Source organism: Vibrio marinisediminis (genome assembly GCF_014050145.1).
Classification (GTDB): domain Bacteria; phylum Pseudomonadota; class Gammaproteobacteria; order Enterobacterales; family Vibrionaceae; genus Vibrio; species Vibrio marinisediminis.
The window spans coordinates 1-17721 of record NZ_JACFYF010000004.1; the positions used below are offsets into that span (position 1 = coordinate 1).

Annotated in this window: 14 protein-coding genes; 12 read left to right on the forward strand and 2 right to left on the reverse strand. The window is 44.0% G+C overall.

Annotated elements, in window-relative coordinates:
- From H2O73_RS08380 to purF, 7 genes are all read left to right on the forward strand, one after another.
- Positions 1-2081, forward strand: a 2081-nt coding sequence (locus H2O73_RS08380) for a FimV/HubP family polar landmark protein (protein WP_281364215.1), incomplete at its 5' end; no start/stop codon positions are given.
- A gap of 136 nt (positions 2082-2217) precedes the next feature.
- Positions 2218-3012 (forward strand): tRNA pseudouridine(38-40) synthase TruA, encoded by a 795-nt coding sequence (gene truA / locus H2O73_RS08385; RefSeq protein ID WP_182108402.1) that lies wholly within the window; start codon positions 2218-2220, stop codon positions 3010-3012.
- Positions 3013-3232: 220 nt separating this feature from the next.
- A complete protein-coding gene (gene accD / locus H2O73_RS08390) occupies positions 3233-4159 on the forward strand; it encodes an acetyl-CoA carboxylase, carboxyltransferase subunit beta (RefSeq protein ID WP_182108403.1) in 927 nt (308 codons plus the stop codon).
- Positions 4160-4202: 43 nt separating this feature from the next.
- On the forward strand, positions 4203-5468 hold the full coding sequence (folC, locus tag H2O73_RS08395; protein ID WP_182108404.1) for a bifunctional tetrahydrofolate synthase/dihydrofolate synthase: 1266 nt from the start codon (positions 4203-4205) through the stop codon (positions 5466-5468).
- A complete protein-coding gene (locus H2O73_RS08400) occupies positions 5469-6005 on the forward strand; it encodes an SPOR domain-containing protein (protein ID WP_182108405.1) in 537 nt (178 codons plus the stop codon). It abuts the gene before it with no gap.
- A 62-nt stretch (positions 6006-6067) separates the two neighbouring features.
- Positions 6068-6559, forward strand: coding sequence for a CvpA family protein (locus tag H2O73_RS08405; protein WP_182108406.1), 492 nt, complete (start codon positions 6068-6070; stop codon positions 6557-6559).
- Between the two features lie 35 nt (positions 6560-6594).
- Entirely contained in the window at positions 6595-8109 is a 1515-nt protein-coding gene (gene purF, locus H2O73_RS08410) for an amidophosphoribosyltransferase (RefSeq protein WP_182108407.1), read from the forward strand.
- A 105-nt stretch (positions 8110-8214) separates the two neighbouring features.
- Here purF and znuB read toward each other — a convergent pair whose 3' ends face one another.
- Positions 8215-8997, reverse strand: coding sequence for a zinc ABC transporter permease subunit ZnuB (gene znuB, locus H2O73_RS08415; RefSeq protein WP_182108408.1), 783 nt, complete (start codon positions 8995-8997; stop codon positions 8215-8217).
- The gene (gene znuC, locus H2O73_RS08420) at positions 8990-9778 is read right to left on the reverse strand and encodes a zinc ABC transporter ATP-binding protein ZnuC (protein WP_182108409.1); all 789 of its coding nucleotides are present in this window, start codon (positions 9776-9778) and stop codon (positions 8990-8992) included. The genes znuB and znuC overlap by 8 nt, the downstream gene beginning before the upstream one ends.
- A gap of 82 nt (positions 9779-9860) precedes the next feature.
- Here znuC and znuA point away from each other — a divergent pair, with 82 nt between their 5' ends.
- The 5 genes from znuA (at position 9861) to H2O73_RS08445 (ending at position 17705) form a co-directional block, all read left to right on the forward strand.
- The gene (znuA, locus tag H2O73_RS08425) at positions 9861-10739 is read left to right on the forward strand and encodes a zinc ABC transporter substrate-binding protein ZnuA (protein WP_182108410.1); all 879 of its coding nucleotides are present in this window, start codon (positions 9861-9863) and stop codon (positions 10737-10739) included.
- 153 nt (positions 10740-10892) lie between these two features.
- Entirely contained in the window at positions 10893-14237 is a 3345-nt protein-coding gene (locus H2O73_RS08430) for a helix-turn-helix domain-containing protein (RefSeq protein ID WP_182108411.1), read from the forward strand.
- 743 nt (positions 14238-14980) lie between these two features.
- Positions 14981-15208: a FeoA family protein gene (locus tag H2O73_RS08435; protein ID WP_182108412.1), complete on the forward strand. Its 228-nt coding sequence runs from the start codon at positions 14981-14983 to the stop codon at positions 15206-15208.
- A complete protein-coding gene (gene feoB, locus H2O73_RS08440; RefSeq protein ID WP_182108413.1) occupies positions 15208-17478 on the forward strand; it encodes a Fe(2+) transporter permease subunit FeoB in 2271 nt (756 codons plus the stop codon). Before H2O73_RS08435 ends, feoB begins: the two co-directional genes overlap by 1 nt.
- Complete coding sequence (locus H2O73_RS08445) at positions 17475-17705, forward strand: FeoC-like transcriptional regulator (RefSeq protein ID WP_182108414.1); 231 nt, start codon at positions 17475-17477, stop codon at positions 17703-17705. Before feoB ends, H2O73_RS08445 begins: the two co-directional genes overlap by 4 nt.
- Positions 17706-17721: the final 16 nt, after the last annotated feature.

Sequence of the window (17721 nt, forward strand, 5' to 3'; positions counted from 1 at the left end):
CAGAAGCAGAAGCAGAAGCAGAAGCAGAAGCAGAAGCAGAAGCAGAAGCAGAAGCAGAAGCAGAATTGTTTGATTTGCCAGAGCAAGAAGAAGCGCTGACCGACCTTGCAGAAGAGTTAGAGCAACATCCATCTGAGCAACCAACGGAAGACACTCGTTCATTTGAACAGCTCAATGAGCCTACAGAAACTGAAGAGTTTGGACTTGATGTTGAAGACCCATTTGAACAAGAGCTGCCTTCACTCGGTGAAGAGCCAGCGTTAGCGAATGTTGAAGCTGAGCAAATTACAGATTTGTCTGATACGCCATCATCGGTAGAGCCAAGTCAGCAGACGCAAACGGAAGAGACCAGCGCAGAAGTTGATACATTTGATAGCGCAGAAGAACTTGAAGCTGAAACCACAGCAGATGAGTCATTTGATCTTAGCGATTTAGATCTACCTGAATATGGTGAAGAACAAGCGTTAGCGGATGTTGAATCTGAGCAAGTTGCGGATTTGGCTGATACGACACCATCGGTAGAGTCAAGTCAGCAGACACAAACGGAAGAGACCAGCGCAGCAGTTGATACATTTGATAGTGCAGATGAACTTGAAGCTGAAACCGTAGCCAATGAGTCATTTGATTTTAGCGACTTGGAACTACCGGAATATGGTGAAGAACAAGCGCTAGCGGACGTTGAATCTGAGCAAATTGCGGATTTGGCTGATACGCCATCATCGGTAGAGCCAAACCAGCAGACGCAAACGGAAGAGACCAGCGCAGCAGTTGAAACGATTGATAGTGCAGATGAACTTGAAGCTGAAACCGTAGCAGATGAGTCATTTGATTTTAGCGATTTAGAGCTACCGGAATATGGTGAAGAGCAAGCGTTAGCGGACGTTGAATCTGAGCAAATTGCGGATTTGGCTGATACGCCATCATCGGTAGAGCCAAGCCAGCAGACGCAAACGGAAGAGACCAGCGCAGCTGTTGATGCGATTGATAGTGCCGATGAACTTGAAACTGCGGCAGATGAGTCATTTGATTTTAGCGACTTGGAACTACCGGAATATGGCGAAGAGCAAGCGTTAGCGGATGTTGCAACTGAGCCAAGCTATGAGCCGCAGCAAGAAGAGTCATTAACGGCAGAAGATGAAGATTCAGCAAGCGACGAAGCGTTTAGTTTTAGCGATGTAGAGTTGCCAGAGTATGGTGAAGAACAAGCATTAGCGGATTTTTCACCACCAGAAAAGCAACAGAATGAGGGTGATGAATCTACGGGTTTAGAGAGCACTCCTGCTCCTATCGTTGATGAGTTGCCAAGCGAGCAAGACCATAACAATGCAATTACTCAGGAAGCTGAGGCGTTAGTTGAAGATCGCTTCTTGGATGAAACACTAGACGAACGTGATGTGTTATCTGATTTGTTTGGTGCTGACAATCATAGTCATTTGGCGGCGGAAGATGGTCTTAAACTAGAAGATGATTACGACGAAAAAACGCTCAATGAACTATTAGCTGAAGGAACGGAAAGCTATTCGCCAATTTCGAATGTTGATCGTGATGTCAGCGATTCAGCGGGCTTAGATTTGCAAGCCATGCTTGATGTCGGTGGTGAAGATTGGAATGGCTTTAGCCTCTCTCCTGAGCAACAAGCAAACATTTCAGATGAAATCCCTGATGATGAAAGGCAAATTTGGGCGGGTGATAACCAACCGGCACAAGCGAAAGTCCAAAATGAAGACTGGGAGAGCCAAGAAGATCTTACAGACTTCAACCCTCATCAGCATCAATATCGGACGATTGATGAGCTAATGGCTGAAGTAGAAAGGCAAGAAGCGGGATTCGATCCTGATGCTGAAGAACTTAAGCTGGACGTTGGCTTAGCGGATTTCCCTGATGTGATTGGCGATATGAGTGATATTGATGTGGATTCTAACTCAGAAGCTGCTGGTAAACTCGATCTAGCTAAGATCTACATGGAAATGAACGATGCTAGCGGCGCTGTGAGATTATTGGAAGAAGCGATTGTCGATGGCAATGATGAAATTCGTCGTGAGGCAAAACGATTGATTGATACTCTAAATAGTCGCGCTTAGGCTACATCATAGCGAGATAGAAGGGGCTTATGCCCCTTTATTTTTTTCACCCAGAGTAATCAAATGGTTATGACGGACTGGTTTGGGTATAGCAGTTTCGCTATACTTCCGACCCCATTTTCTAAGAGAGACCAAGATGAGAATCGCTTTAGGTATTGAGTATAACGGTACTCACTACTTTGGCTGGCAACGTCAAAGAGAAGTTCAAAGCGTACAAGAGAAGCTTGAACGTGCATTAAGTATTGTCGCCAATCATCCTGTAGAAGTTCAGTGTGCAGGTCGTACCGATGCAGGTGTGCATGGTACAGGTCAAGTTGTGCATTTTGATACTGATGCCAATCGAAAGATGGTGGCTTGGACTATGGGTGCTAATGCAAACCTACCTAGTGACATTGCAGTACGATGGGCTAAAGAGGTGCCTGATGAGTTTCATGCTCGCTTCGCCGCAACGGCACGACGTTACCGCTACATCATATTCAATAGCAAATTAAGACCGGGCATTTTAAGTTCTGGTGTGAGCCATTACCACGGTGAGTTGGATGAGGCTAAGATGCATCAAGCCGCTCAATATCTGTTGGGCGAAAATGATTTTACCTCTTTTCGTGCGATACACTGCCAGTCAAAAACGCCTTGGCGAAATATGATGCACATTAACGTGACTCGTCACGGTCAATATGTGGTCATCGACATCAAAGCCAATGCATTTGTGCACCATATGGTAAGAAATATCACCGGTAGCCTTATTTGCGTTGGTCGCGGCGAGCAAGAACCTGAGTGGATTCAATGGCTACTTGAGGCAAAAGACCGTAAATTAGCCGGTGCGACTGCGAAAGCGGAAGGTTTGTATTTGGTGGATGTTGACTACCCAGAGTCGTATGCTTTGCCTCGAGCCCCGATCGGACCGCTATTTTTGCCAGATAATTTGAACTAATTGCTAGCAAATAGTTCATAAATAAGAACAATAAACAGTAGGCGAGTGTGAATTTTCGCCTATTGGTTTGGTCGAATGCAGCACAGGGAGTGGTGGGCAAAAATAGGTACAACCAGTTTTTTGTCTACACTTGGCATTTTATATGCTTTAATCCTCACGCATATATTCAGATTTCATTTCTTTCGCATTGCGCGGAAGATAGATAGAGAAAAGGTCTTCCATGAGTTGGCTTGAAAAAATTTTAGAAAAAAGCAACATCGTTAATTCACGTAAAGCATCTATTCCTGAAGGTGTTTGGACTAAATGTACTTCATGCGAGCAAGTGCTTTACCACGCTGAATTAGAGCGTAACCTAGAAGTATGTCCGAAATGTGACCATCACATGCGCATGAAAGCGCGTCGCCGTTTGGAAACATTCCTTGATGAAAACAATCGTGTAGAACTGGCAAATGACCTTGAACCTCAAGATAAATTGAAGTTTAAAGACTCTAAGCGCTATAAAGATCGCCTTTCTGCTGCTCAAAAAAGCAGTGGTGAAAAAGATGCATTGGTTGTTATGCAAGGTGAAATCATTGGAATTCCAGTTGTTGCCTGTGCTTTTGAGTTCTCTTTCATGGGTGGCTCAATGGGTTCAGTTGTTGGTGCTCGCTTTGTTAAAGCGGTTGAAGCTGCAATGGAAAACAACTGCGGTTTGGTGTGTTTCTCTGCCAGTGGCGGTGCTCGCATGCAAGAGGCATTGATGTCTCTAATGCAGATGGCAAAAACCAGTGCTGCACTTGAGCGTTTGTCGCAAAAAGGTCTACCGTTTATTTCGGTTATGACTGACCCAACCATGGGTGGCGTGTCAGCAAGCTTGGCAATGCTAGGTGATATCAATATTGGTGAGCCAAAAGCTTTGATTGGTTTTGCAGGTCGCCGTGTTATTGAACAGACGGTACGTGAAGACTTACCAGAAGGCTTCCAGCGTAGTGAGTTCTTACTGGACCACGGTGCTATTGATATGATCGTTGACCGTCGTGAAATGCGTCAGCGTGTTAGTGGCATGCTAGCGAAAATGACCAACTCAGCATCACCGCTGGTTGTTTCTGTTAATGATTCTCCGCAAGAAGCTGAGTATTCTGTACCAGAAGTTAACGAAAAAGGGTAAAGTACTACTAACAAACAACCACGGATTTATTGGTTAAAGTTAGATGAGTCAACCTCTTATTCCTCAAGCCACATCTCCACTTTCGATGTGGCTTGATTATTTAGCAAATATACACACTTCAGCAATCGACCTTGGTTTGGAACGCGTTCATGCAGTTGCAAGTCAAGCTAATCTGATCAAACCCGCTCCAACAGTGATTACCGTTGCCGGTACTAATGGCAAAGGGTCTACCTGTGCGCTTATGGAAGCGATCTTACTTGATGCCGGCTACTCTGTTGGTGTTTACAGTTCTCCTCACTTAATTCGTTATAACGAGCGTGTGCGCATTAATGGGCAAGACTTGTGTGATGAAAAGCATGTGCAAGCTTTTGATTTTATCGAAAAGCAACGTGGTGAGATTAGCTTAAGCTTTTTTGAATATGGCACTTTAGCCGCGCTGCGCTCATTTCAAACAGAACAAGTTGATATTGTGCTACTTGAAGTTGGGCTAGGTGGACGTCTTGATGCGACCAATGTTGTCGATCATGATGTGTCAGTCATCACCAGTCTTGCGATTGATCATGTTGATTGGCTTGGTGATGATATCAATGTGATTGGATTTGAAAAGGCGGGAATATTCCGCAGTGGAAAACCTGCGATTTGTGGCCAGCCGAAGGCACCTGCTACTGTTGCCGCTCATGCGGATGATATTAGTGCGGAACTTTTCCAAGTCGGTATTCAATACGATTACGCGCTCACCGAGAACAATGCTTGGCGTTGGAGCCACGGTAGCTTCCAACTCGATGCACTTCCTGTTCCCAATCTGCCATTACCAAATGCTGCAACAGCACTAATGGCATTGGCTAGCGCCCATCTTGATATTAGCGATGTGAATATCGTTAATGGTTTAAAACAGGCGACCCTGCCTGGTCGCATGCAATTAATTAACCAGCAACCAACAGTACTACTTGATGTCGCGCATAACCCTCATTCGGCGCAATACTTAGTTGAGCAAGTTACGTTGCAGTACCCAGCTAAAACTATTCATATGGTGATAGCGATGTTGCATGATAAAGATATTCAATCGACGATCGAAATCTTGTCTCCATTGGCAAGCTATTGGTACCCAGCTTCTTTATCCGGACCTCGTGCGGCAACAGCGGCGGAGTTGTGTCAATATCTACCTGAGGGGCAGATGCAGTACTCAAAGCCTGTATTGGCATTTGATACCGCAATGACACAGGCAAAAGAAGAAGATGTCATTATCGTGGTCGGTTCATTCCATACTGTCGGTGAAGTTCTTGAACATTGGCAGGAGAAAGGAGAGTAAATGGCAAGTAAGTTTCAAAATCGTCTAGTCGGAACCATTATATTGGTTTCCATTGGGGTGATAGTGCTACCTGATGTACTAGATGGCAAAAAAACACATTACCAAGAAGAAATTGCCAGTATTCCTATTAAACCTGAGTTAGATAGTGATGTGGAATCTTTTGAGGTATTGGCACCCGAAGATGACAGTGCCTCATTGCCGCCTTCGCCAGTCGAAGTGGTTGAAGAGAGCGTTGAGGAAGTTGAACCATCAACGGTGACGGTTGCTGTTACTGAAGTGCCAGAGCGTAATCAATATCAAGAGAGTGCTTGGATCATTCAATTGATGGCATTGAAGAACGCAGAAAACGCAGAGAATGTAGTTAAAGATCTGCAAAAACGTGGCTATCAGGCACACACTAAGCTCGAAAATGGTTTCACTCGAGTCATTATAGGTCCTGATGTATCAAAAAATAAGCTAGAACGTCAGATAACTGAGCTGCAAAAAATTACGGGCTCAAAAGGTCGTTTGCTTAAATTTAAACCACTAAATCCTTAAGAAAACGTTTGCGTCAGCGTTTTTTCTGTTAAAATGCGCGCGAACTGAAGATGTGAATACACATGAATTGGTTAGATATTGTTATTTTGAGCGTGATTGGTCTATCGGCTTTAATCAGCTTAGTTCGTGGCTTCGCAAAAGAAGCGTTGTCATTGGTTATATGGTTCGGTGCGTTTTTTATTGCCAGTCAGTATTACAGCCGATTGGCGGTGTACTTCACCAAAATCCAAGATGAAATGTTTCGCGATGGCGCAGCCATTGCTGCTCTGTTTGTTGCCACGCTTATTGTAGGTGCGTTGGTCAACTATGTGATTGGGCAGTTGATTCAGAAAACGGGTTTGTCAGGGACAGACCGAGTGTTGGGTATCGTATTTGGCGGCTTACGTGGTGTACTGATAGTCTCCGCTGTACTGTTTTTTGTCGATACTTTTACCACGTTTAATCAAAACGAATGGTGGTCTAGCTCTGAGTTAGTGCCACATTTTAAATTGGTTATCCGTCCGTTTTTCGAACACCTACAAGCATCATCGAGTTTCTTATCTGGCGCGGGCTAACGCGCCAGCCATTGTCGCAAATCGAGGGTTAGGACATGTGTGGTATTGTTGGAATCGTGGGCACTACGCCTGTAAATCAGTCTATTTATGACGCTTTGACTGTATTGCAGCACCGTGGCCAAGATGCCGCTGGTATTTGTACCATAGAAAGCAATCGTTTTCGTCTGCGTAAGGCGAATGGTTTGGTCAAGGATGTGTTCGAGGCAAGGCACATGCAAAGGCTGCAAGGAAACGTCGGCATAGGTCATGTTCGTTATCCTACCGCAGGCAGTTCAAGTGCCTCAGAAGCTCAACCTTTCTACGTAAACTCCCCATTTGGTATCACCCTCGCTCACAACGGCAACCTGACTAATGCGAACGATGTTCGTGAAAAACTTTTTGTTAAAGACCGCCGTCACCTCAATACCACTTCTGATTCTGAAGTTCTGCTTAACGTGCTTGCACACGAAATTGATACCGTAAAAGGTAATGTAACCGCAGAAGATGTTTTTCGTGCAGTGATGAATGTACACCACACGATCCGTGGTGCGTATGCGGTAGTCGCAATGATCATTGGCCACGGTATGATTGCTTTTCGTGACCCTAAAGGTATTCGTCCTTTGTGTTTGGGTAAACGAGAAGTTTCAGGAAAGACCGAATATATGGTGGCTTCAGAATCAGTTGCACTTGATGCTGTTGGTTTTGATTTTATCCGTGATGTTGCTCCAGGCGAAGCGATCTACGTGACTGATGATGGTGAACTGTTCACGCAACAATGTGCTGAGAATGCAGCACTAAATCCTTGTATGTTTGAATACGTTTATTTTGCTCGTCCAGACTCGTTTATCGACAAGATTTCAGTTTATGCCGCGCGTGTTGAGATGGGCAAAAAACTGGGTGAACGTATCCGTGATGAGTACAGCCACTTAGACATTGATGTCGTTATTCCTATCCCAGAAACATCATGTGATATCGCACTGCAGATTGCACAAGCGATTGATATTCCATACCGTCAGGGTTTTGTGAAAAACCGTTATGTTGGGCGCACCTTCATTATGCCGGGTCAACAACAGCGTAAGAAGTCAGTACGTCGTAAACTCAATGCCATTCGTTCTGAATTTAAAGATAAAAACGTACTGTTGGTGGATGATTCAATCGTTCGCGGTACGACATCAGAGCAGATCATTGAAATGGCGCGTGATTCTGGCGCCAACAAAGTATTCATGGTTTCTGCTGCGCCGGAAATTCGCTTCCCTAACGTTTACGGTATCGATATGCCAAGTGCCAATGAGTTAATTGCGCATGGTCGTGATAATGAGCAAATCTGTAAGCAAATTGGTGCCGATGAACTGATTTTCCAGACGCTGGAAGATCTAGTGGCAGCGGTTGGTTCAGGTAATACTGACATTACTAAATTTGAGACATCAGTATTTAGTGGTGAATATGTGACAGGGGATATTACTCAGGAATACTTAGAGTACCTTGAGTCACTACGCAGTGATGATGCAAAAGTGCAAATTGAGATCCAGCAAGATTTGGCAAGTTTGGAGCTCTATAACGAAGGCGTCTAAACGTCGGTAGATATAAACTCGACAAATACAAATTGCTTAAACAGAGATAAAAAAACGGCTTCTTAAGAAGCCGTTTTTTACATTCTAAAGCTCACCATATTTTGGTTAGGCGGCTTGCTTAAACTGACTAAGCAGAAATAGCGCAGCAGCACTGATCACGACAGAAGGTCCCGCAGGGGTATCGAAGTGCCATGACAGCGTCAATCCGGATAACACAGAAATTGCGCCAAACAGCGAAGCGATTGTCGCCATCTGCTCTGGAGAACGCGAAAATCGGCGTGCGGTAGCGGCAGGAATGATAAGTAGTGAGGTAATAATCAAGGCGCCAACAAACTTCATGCCGACTGCAATCACTAAACCTACCAATAGCATCAAAATCAGCCGCATGAGATCGACATTATGCCCTTCTACCGACGCAAGCTCTTCGTTAATAGTGGTTGCTAATAGTGAGCGCCAAAATAGAGCTAGCATCACTCCCACGACGACAACACCTAGGTAGATGAAGATAAGATCGTCTGGAGAGACCGCCAGCAGATCGCCAAACAGATAGCTCATCAAATCTATTCTGACATCATCGAGGAAGCTGACCGCAACTAAGCCAAGAGACAATGAACTGTGCGCTAGGATCCCCAGCAATGTGTCTGCTGCGACCACTTGTTGTCTCTGTAATGTCACAAGGATGACCGCAAGTAACATACAACATACGACCAAAGCTAGGTATAGGTTGACGTCGAGTAAGAAACCGAATGCTAACCCCATGAGTGAGGCATGCGCGAGTGTGTCGCCAAAATAGGCCATCTTTCGCCATACGACGAATGAGCCTAATGGTCCGGCAATTAGGGCTATACCTAAACCGGCAAGAATCGATGGGAGTAGAAACTCAATCATGTTTTTGATGACCATGTGTTTGGTGTGAGCATGTAGGACCCGCGCACTTCACTGGTTGCCCCGCCAGATCGTGATGATGATGATCATGTTGGTGATGATAAAACGCGAATGTTTCTTGGCGCGTCTCACCAAATAGCGCAATGTATTTTGGATGTTGAGCAATCGCCGCTGGTGCGCCTGAACAGCAGATATGATGCTGCAAGCAAATAACATGGTCAGTTTTTGCCATTACTAGGTGTAGATCATGTGAAACCATGAAAACGGCGCAATGGAAACGGCGACGAATGGTATCAATAAGATCATACAAATCGATTTGTCCTTGGACATCAACACCTTGTGCAGGTTCATCTAGTACGAGTACATCCGGGCGTTGTAGTAGCGCTCGCGCGAGAAGTACCCGCTGAGTTTCTCCACCAGAGAGGGCGTGCATGTCATTCGCGAGTAGGTGTTGTGCACCCGTTAGCGTTAAGGCATCTTGGATTTCTTGTTGGCTAAAGCGCCCAGCTAAACGTAAAAAACGCGAAACATCGAGCGGTAGCGCTTCGTTAAGTTTTAGTTTTTGAGGAACGTAACCAATTTTTAGCTTTTTAGGTTTACTGATCTTGCCGCTATAGCGTTTTTGTAACCCTAGCAATACCTTCACTAAGGTTGATTTCCCCGCGCCATTAGGACCGATCAAAGTAATAATTTCGCCTTTGTTAATACTCAAGCTAACATTATCTAAAACTTGTCGACCATCAAATTGAACGCTGATATTCGAAAGTTCGATTAGCGCAGTCATGAATGGAACTCATTTGCAATTGACTAATGTTATAATGTAACATTTATTCCTACTCAATACCATATACCGGTGCTTTAACGCGATGAAAACTAAATTAGCTCTTCTGCTTATACTGGCGAGTTCGACCGCTGTTGCTCAAGAAAACAAGGTGTTAACCAGTATTAAGCCTATTCAAATGATTGCTCAGGAGATCATGCAGGGAGTAAGTGAGCCTGACGTATTACTGAAATCAAACGCATCGCCTCATGACTACGCGCTGAAACCGTCAGATGTTAAGAAAATCAAAGATGCAGGGATGGTGATATGGTACGGCAAAGACTTGGAACCATTCTTAGCCAATATACTTGAACAACAATCATCGGCTGTTGAACTGTCGAAAATAGAGGGCTTAGCCTTACGAGAATTTAGCCATGACGGTCATGATCATGATGGACACGACCATGGCAACTACGACCCGCATTTTTGGTTGGGGTACCAACCAACATTGCAAGTGGCTAAATATATCGCGGATCAATTAAGCGTTATGGATGCACCTCATGCGGAATTATATCAAAGTAACTATGATCATTTTGCTCAGCAATACCAAGCTAAGAAAGTACAAATTACGAAACGTTTGCAACCTGTACGAGATCAAGGTTACTACGTATTTCATGATGCCTATGGTTATTTTGAGCAAGATTACCAACTGAATCACTTAGGTCACTTTACCGTCAGTCCTGATCGTAAACCCGGTGCAAAAACCTTGATAAAGATTCGCAGCGAACTTAAAAATCAGAAAGCGAAGTGTGTCTTTTCTGAGCCGCAGTATACCCCAGCAGTTATTGAATCTGTTATGCGTGGCAGCCAAGCTAAACTCGGTGTGTTAGACCCTGTCGCGTCGACGATTGCGGTAAAACCAGGCAGTTATTTTGAGTATCTTGACCAGATATCTCAGAGCTTTACTCAATGTTTAAGTGAATAGTATTTCGTTTTAGCAAGATTGTTCTGTGTAACAAGATAGATTCAGTATTCAAGCAAGTGATTATCAAATAGAATATGGCGTAATTTGCATCATTAGATGCTGAACTAACGCATTCATTTAAATACGGATTTATGAATGCTAGGGAACTTGTTAGTGAAACACGCCTTTTGGGTCACCTTGCTCTACTTTGTGACACAGATAGTTTACGCCTTTGACTCTTCACCGTCGGTGTTTTACCCACTACCGACGGAGGGGCAAGGGCGTGTGTTTGCTGCTAAACAGTTATCCCTCGCGGAAAATGGCGGCTTGTGGATCCATGATGTTCACGGAAAAGTGCACTTTTTCGACGGGCAATCGGTCGCACCCAAACGGGGGTCTGCGCTCCCGTACCCTACCAACCAGCTTGTAGTGCAAAATGACCACTTTTGGACTTACGACGCTAATCTTGTTTATCGCTCTACCGCTTATCATCAACGTGAAGTGGTGTTTGAGTTACCTCCTGGAAGCGAAATCACGCAAATTGGATCCGTTGAGGATTATATCTGGGTTATAGACGCAGCAAACTTTTATAGCTATCGAATATCAGATGGCGCCTTTGAAACCTACTCCTTGATGGAACTGTATCGCTACAATCAATCGGTTGTTCGTGCGACGAATGATGCGTTGCGCGTAAAAGATCGTTGGGTTTTGGCTACCAATGGCGGTGTTTTTGTTTCACAGGAGCGAGGATTTAGACATGTTGCGCGCTCTAAAGGCAATGCGATAAACAAACTGTACTACTCAGAAAATCGACGCGAGCTTATCGTCGGCTCTAGTAAAGGTGCGATTGTCTATGATCTCAATAATACCTCTAAACCTAAGTTTATTGTTCCTGCACCCAACGTCACCGCAATGGCTGAGACAACGAGTGCTTATTGGTTAGGTACAGAAAATGGTTTATACGTCTATTCATTCATTACTGGCAAAATAAGCAAATATTCCGGTGAGCGAGATGCTGGCTTGGCATTAAATGGTCGGCGCATTCACTCTGTACTCAATGATAATCGAGGAGGAATGTGGATAGCGACCAATAAAGGGATTCACTATTTCTCCTTATTTGGCGATAAGTTTACCCGTTTCCATATCAATGACTTGAATACGGATGCCTATCATAGCAAAACTAATAATTTGGTTGCGATGAGTAATAAGCAGGGATACTGGGTGATCAGTTCGACGGGGCTTTCTCGCACCTTAAAAGGAAATGAAAAAAATAAGCAACGCATTTTCTCAGGTACTGTGTATAGCCTTGTTGAGCGTGAAGGCATGGTGTGGCTAGCGACTAATCAAGGCGTTGTTGCTTTGGATGCTGTAACCGGTGAGAAACTCAATGATGCACCAATACCTCAGGCGTTGATAGATAGAAGGGTGACTCATTTAGCGCTCGATCGTCATGGTGATATTTGGGTGGCAAATAATGAAAATGTTTGGCGCTATGATGTAAATCGTCGTGAATTGAAAGTAGTTGCTGAACAATGGATGTTATTAGCCTACGGCGTATCTAAACTCAAAAGCATGATGATATCGAGCTTGGATGAGTTGCTTTTGGGTACCGAGCATGGCGTTTATCTACTCAAGAATGAGCAACTTAAGTTCATTACACCGAGTTCAAATTATGGATCAGTCCTTAGCATGGACGAAGGACACCTAAACCAAATTTGGATAGCCAGTAGCTATGGTGTGAATATTTTAGACACCAAAACAGGGCTACTACTTCCCGTCCCGTTGGTAGATGAGCACGTTGGTCCACAGTGTTTAGTCAGCGCAGAAAATGGCGCCTGGTTGACTTCCTCAGCAGGGTTAAGTCATTACAATTTAAAAGGCGAGTTTCTTGCGCATTATGGTCAGCCTTTTGGTTTGATTAATAACGAATTCCAATCTGATTTCTGTCTTCTTGATACATACAATCATGATTTCTTATTGCTTGGTTCGTGGCATAGCTTGATCAGGGTTAACAGTAAAGATTTGATGGTAAGCCCACTTCCTGAAGCGAATGTCTTATTTTCTCAGGTAAGAGTAGGGCAAGAGCTTGTTGCATTTGGTTCGGTTTTTCAGTCGAAAATTGTTGCGTCTTATGGCGAGTCGATTTCCGTTCAGATGGGGATCTTGCCACATATCGGCGGGTCATCATTGGAGTATCGACTAAACAATGAGAGCACTTGGACTCAGCTTGATGGGTATCAGATTGCGATGGAAGGGCTTATCCCTGGAAAATATAAGCTGCACGTCAGACCCGTCGTCAACGGGGTCAAACGTGGCAGTGAGAAAAGTATCACATTCATAGTGACTGAGCCTTGGTATTTGAGCTCGATAGCATTTGTTATGTATGTAGGATTGGCGCTAGCACTCTTGTTCGGTTCCGTTTATTGGCGTTCGAGAATGATGGCGAGCGCAAACAGAAAACTAAAAGCTCAAGTAGCGCTTAAAACTAATCAGTTGCGTCATCAAAGTCGAATATTATTGAGCAATAACCATCAATTACGTAAGCAACTGCAAGTGCGTAGATTAATATTCAGCCAAGCTATTCAATCGTTTAGAGAAAGATTGAAGAAACCAGAACAAATTGATGAAAGTGCTAATTACGCGGCACATCGACGCATGGCAGATCAAATTTCGTATGAATTGGAATTGTTGCTTAATGTGAGAGAGTCTCAAGGTAAAGATTCGCCCGCTTATAACTTGTCGATGATTTTCAATTCAACATTAGATGGGTGGCGCGAAGAACTCGCCAAAGCCGGTATTTCAGTAGAGATTGACTCTTCAGAGGAGAGTGACGCTTACGTCTTGTTGAACTATTTTAATCTTGATGTGTTGTTGAACTTATTCTTTGATGGTTTAGTTAAACGCTGTTTCAGGCACCAAGTGGTGCATGTCGAGATATCGTGCAATGAGACGGATGTTAATCTATTAATTACCGATTACGGGCTTCCTATTGATATTGAAGGGGAAGGTTCTTGGGGAGAGGTTTCTAAGCTGGTTGATAGTAGCGGTGGTTCACTGTCAATTGAAGAAGGAGAAGGGCAGAACGTGGTTTTGCTTTCTTGGCCTCGCAGTCAAGCCTTTGATGAAAACTCCGTCGTGGAATTTGATAGCTTCAAGATTAAAAGCGTCAATAATGAAACTGAAGACCCATTTATCGAACGATTAGAAGAATTAGTACGGTTGCACTTTAGTGACCCTGAATTTAGTACGTCAACGGCGGCTAAAATGCTATTTGTGTCTGAACGTAGCTTACAGCGGCGTTTCAAAGGAGCGACACAAAGGACCTTCTCTGATTACCTGAGCGAAGTTAGATTAGACAATGCGTGCCGACATCTATTGGCGGGGGTTAAAGTGGCGGATGTTGCCTATGATTGCGGATTCAATGATCCTTCATACTTTAGCCAGCGCTTCAAGCATCGTTTTGGAGTGTCACCGACTCAATTTGTTGAACAAAGAGATAATCGTGAAGAGTTGTTGTAGAAATAGACCTCGTCAAAGCACCGTTTACGGTGCTTTCAATCATCCGAACTACCTTTATCCCAATATCCTATTATTCTAATTCGAGTAATGTGCGCGGCTCAGGCGTACTTAGAATCTACATACCGAACGTTAACCGTACTCTCACGCTAGTATCAAATTTTTATCAGAAAATTAACGCTAGTGTATTGAGCGTTATGCGTGCTGTGGGCTAAGTACAATAAGGGATGAGAATAAAACGTAACTGGCGTAGAAAACAAAAAACGAAGAAAAAAAATATCGTGGTATAGCCGGGGGGACTATACCACGGGTGTCAAGGACACCTTCGCTTGCTGCCGGAGTGGTGCGTATGCACCACCTCTGGAATAATTTGTCAAAAGGCTTTGTGTGCCCGACGGAAATTACTATAAGCAAGTTAACTTTTTTTACTTATAAAATTAACGCCAAGATGACATAAGATTTGCGACATTAACGCAAGTGGTTGATATTTAAAGGTATAAATGAGTTATTAAGCTAAATTAAAATTAATGAAGAATTATGAAGGAAAGTGCATGAGCTAAAATTGACGTTTTTAACGAGCGTGTTATTGACGAATTTTACGTTTATCAACGGCAGTATTTAAGTTCGTTCCATTATCGCAAAATTTGATTTCGGACAAGAATTCCACTGTACTGATTCGCTATTATTAGAAATATAAATGGTAATTACTATCATTACCAAGACCAATTACAAAACTGGAATTTCCCATGCAATTGTCGAAACTACTTCAAGGGCAACAGGCAACGATTACCGGCTTTTCTGAACTATCAAATGATGTACGAAAAAAGCTAATGGTAATGGGGCTTTTGCCTAATACACCGATCAAACTTATCCGCTTTGCTCCTATGGGAGACCCCCTACAAGTTGAAGTTCGTGGTGTATCTATTGCAGTACGAACTAATATTGCCGATGCAATTCTGGTAGAGGTTAAGTAATGCAGTATCAAATTCTAACTGTAGGTAACCCTAACAGTGGTAAAACGACGCTTTTTAACGGTTTAACTGGAGCCAAGCAACAAGTAGGTAACTGGGCTGGTGTTACAGTAGAGAAGAAAACAGGTAGATACACACATTCTGGTGACGAATTTCTACTGACCGATCTACCTGGTATTTACGCACTGGATAGTGGCAACGATGGTAATAGCATTGATGAGTCTATTGCATCACGTGCGGTATTGACTCACCCAGCTGATCTGATAATCAATGTCGTGGATGCGACTTGTTTAGAGCGCAGCCTTTACATGACGCTTCAGCTTCGTGAGCTTGGTCGCCCTATGGTGGTTGTGCTCAACAAGATGGATGCCCTTAAGCGTGAGCGTCAAGTTATCGATCTAAAAGCATTGGAAAAAGTACTAGGTTGTCCGGTTATTGCCATTTCAGCTAACAACAAAGCGCAAATTCACGAATTCAAAGAGTTATTGCATAAAGTCGTTGTGCAAGGTGTCACGCTTGATGCGATGAAGCTTGATTATAGTTGTGAGTTTGAGAGCGCTTTAGATGCGCTAGAGACAAATTTTTCGGGACAAGAATCGGCGGCGCGAGCATTAGCTATTCGAGCTCTAGAAAATGATGTGCTTGTTCTGAACTCGCTGAAACCGGAGCAACGCGAACTCGTTACCCAGCAAATTGCATCACTAGATCTTGATGTTGACTTACATGTTGCTGATACCAAATACACCTTTTTGCATGAACAGTGCAAGAAAGTGCGCCGTAGTGAAGGTAAGTTAAGCCACAGCTTTACTGAGAAAGTGGATAGCGTAATCCTAAATAAATGGGTCGGCGTACCATTCTTCTTTGTTGTTATGTACCTAATGTTCATGTTCTCAATTAACGTTGGTGGCGCCTTTATCGACTTCTTTGATATTGGTGTTGGCGCACTGTTAGTTGATGGTGGACACTATTTGCTTGATGGGCATCTACCAGTATGGTTAGTGACACTCATTGCTGATGGTCTTGGTGGCGGTATCCAAACCGTTGCGACCTTTATCCCTGTGATCGCTTGCCTGTATCTGTTCTTAGCACTGTTGGAAAGCTCGGGTTATATGTCACGCGCGGCGTTCGTTTTGGATAAAGTCATGCAGAAAATTGGTCTGCCTGGCAAAGCGTTTGTACCGTTAGTGCTTGGTTTTGGCTGTAACGTACCGTCAATTATGGCGACTCGTACCCTAGACCAAGAGCGTGAGCGTAAACTAGCCGCATCAATGGCTCCGTTTATGTCGTGTGGTGCGCGTTTACCAGTTTACGCCTTATTCGCGGCGGCATTCTTTCCTGAAAGTGGTCAAAACGTTGTTTTCTCTCTTTATGTGCTTGGTATTGTTGCGGCGGTGTTTACTGGTCTCGTTCTTAAAAATACCTTATACCCAGGTTCGAGCGATAGCCTAGTGATGGAGATGCCAGACTACGAGCTACCGACGATGCAAAATGTACTGATCAAAACATGGCAGAAACTAAAGCGCTTTGTACTTGGTGCTGGCAAAACGATCGTTGTGGTTGTGACCATTTTGAGCTTTTTCAACTCATTAGGGATGGATGGCTCGTTTGGCAATGAAGACACCGAAAACTCAGTACTTTCTCGTGCTTCGCAAGTCGTGACACCAGTCTTTGGACCTATTGGCGTTCAAGATGACAACTGGCCGGCAACCGTTGGTATTATTACCGGTATCTTTGCTAAAGAAGCCGTGGTTGGTACGCTGAATAGTCTTTATGCTCCAGCCGATGGCGAAGATGCGGAATATGACTTAATGGCGAGCTTAGAAGAAGCGGCTATGAGTATTCCTGACAATCTAGCGGGCTTAAATTACTCAGATCCGTTAGGTGTTGAAGTTGGCGATCTGACGAATAGTTCAGCTGTTGCGGAAGAGCAAGAAGTTGACGCGTCCATCTTTGGCAACCTAAAAGGCTACTTTGTTTCAGGTAATGCTGCGTTCTCTTACTTAATCTTTATTTTGTTGTACACCCCTTGTGTGGCAGCTATGGGCGCCTATGTTCGTGAGTTTGGTCAAAAGTATGCACGCTTTATCGCCGTGTGGACTATGGGTCTAGCTTACGGTAGCGCTGCCTTGTTCTATCAAGCGACCCACTTCGCCGATCACCCAGCAACGAGTACCGCTTGGATTGCCGGCATTCTGCTAGCGAGTGTGGTGGTATACCGACTATTAAAATCGGCGGGTAACAAACAACAACCGCTTGAGGCTCAAATTGCATGATATTGACTGAACTGAAGCAGTACATTGATGCACAGGGTAGTGCTTCGCGTAGCGAACTGGCGAAAAAATTTGCCTTGAGTGAAGATGGTGTGGATGCGATGTTGTCTGTTTGGATTAAGAAAGGTGTCATTTCTCGTATGATTGATACCAACAAAGCAGATAAGGTGACGCGGATACGGTATTCAGTCAATAAACAAGATGGGTTGTCATTAACCGTCACGATGTAAAACAGAAAACGCCACT

Excerpts from the sequence above, each read along its gene's own strand:
- truA (WP_182108402.1), top strand. The coding sequence starts at position 2,218 with ATGAGAATCGCTTTAGGTATTGAGTATAACGGTACTCACTACTTTGGC.
- accD (WP_182108403.1), top strand. The coding sequence starts at position 3,233 with ATGAGTTGGCTTGAAAAAATTTTAGAAAAAAGCAACATCGTTAATTCA.
- folC (WP_182108404.1), top strand. The coding sequence starts at position 4,203 with ATGAGTCAACCTCTTATTCCTCAAGCCACATCTCCACTTTCGATGTGG.
- H2O73_RS08400 (WP_182108405.1), top strand. The coding sequence starts at position 5,469 with ATGGCAAGTAAGTTTCAAAATCGTCTAGTCGGAACCATTATATTGGTT.
- H2O73_RS08405 (WP_182108406.1), top strand. The coding sequence starts at position 6,068 with ATGAATTGGTTAGATATTGTTATTTTGAGCGTGATTGGTCTATCGGCT.
- purF (WP_182108407.1), top strand. The coding sequence starts at position 6,595 with ATGTGTGGTATTGTTGGAATCGTGGGCACTACGCCTGTAAATCAGTCT.
- znuB (WP_182108408.1), bottom strand. The coding sequence starts at position 8,997 with ATGATTGAGTTTCTACTCCCATCGATTCTTGCCGGTTTAGGTATAGCC.
- znuC (WP_182108409.1), bottom strand. The coding sequence starts at position 9,778 with ATGACTGCGCTAATCGAACTTTCGAATATCAGCGTTCAATTTGATGGT.
- znuA (WP_182108410.1), top strand. The coding sequence starts at position 9,861 with ATGAAAACTAAATTAGCTCTTCTGCTTATACTGGCGAGTTCGACCGCT.
- H2O73_RS08435 (WP_182108412.1), top strand. The coding sequence starts at position 14,981 with ATGCAATTGTCGAAACTACTTCAAGGGCAACAGGCAACGATTACCGGC.
- feoB (WP_182108413.1), top strand. The coding sequence starts at position 15,208 with ATGCAGTATCAAATTCTAACTGTAGGTAACCCTAACAGTGGTAAAACG.
- H2O73_RS08445 (WP_182108414.1), top strand. The coding sequence starts at position 17,475 with ATGATATTGACTGAACTGAAGCAGTACATTGATGCACAGGGTAGTGCT.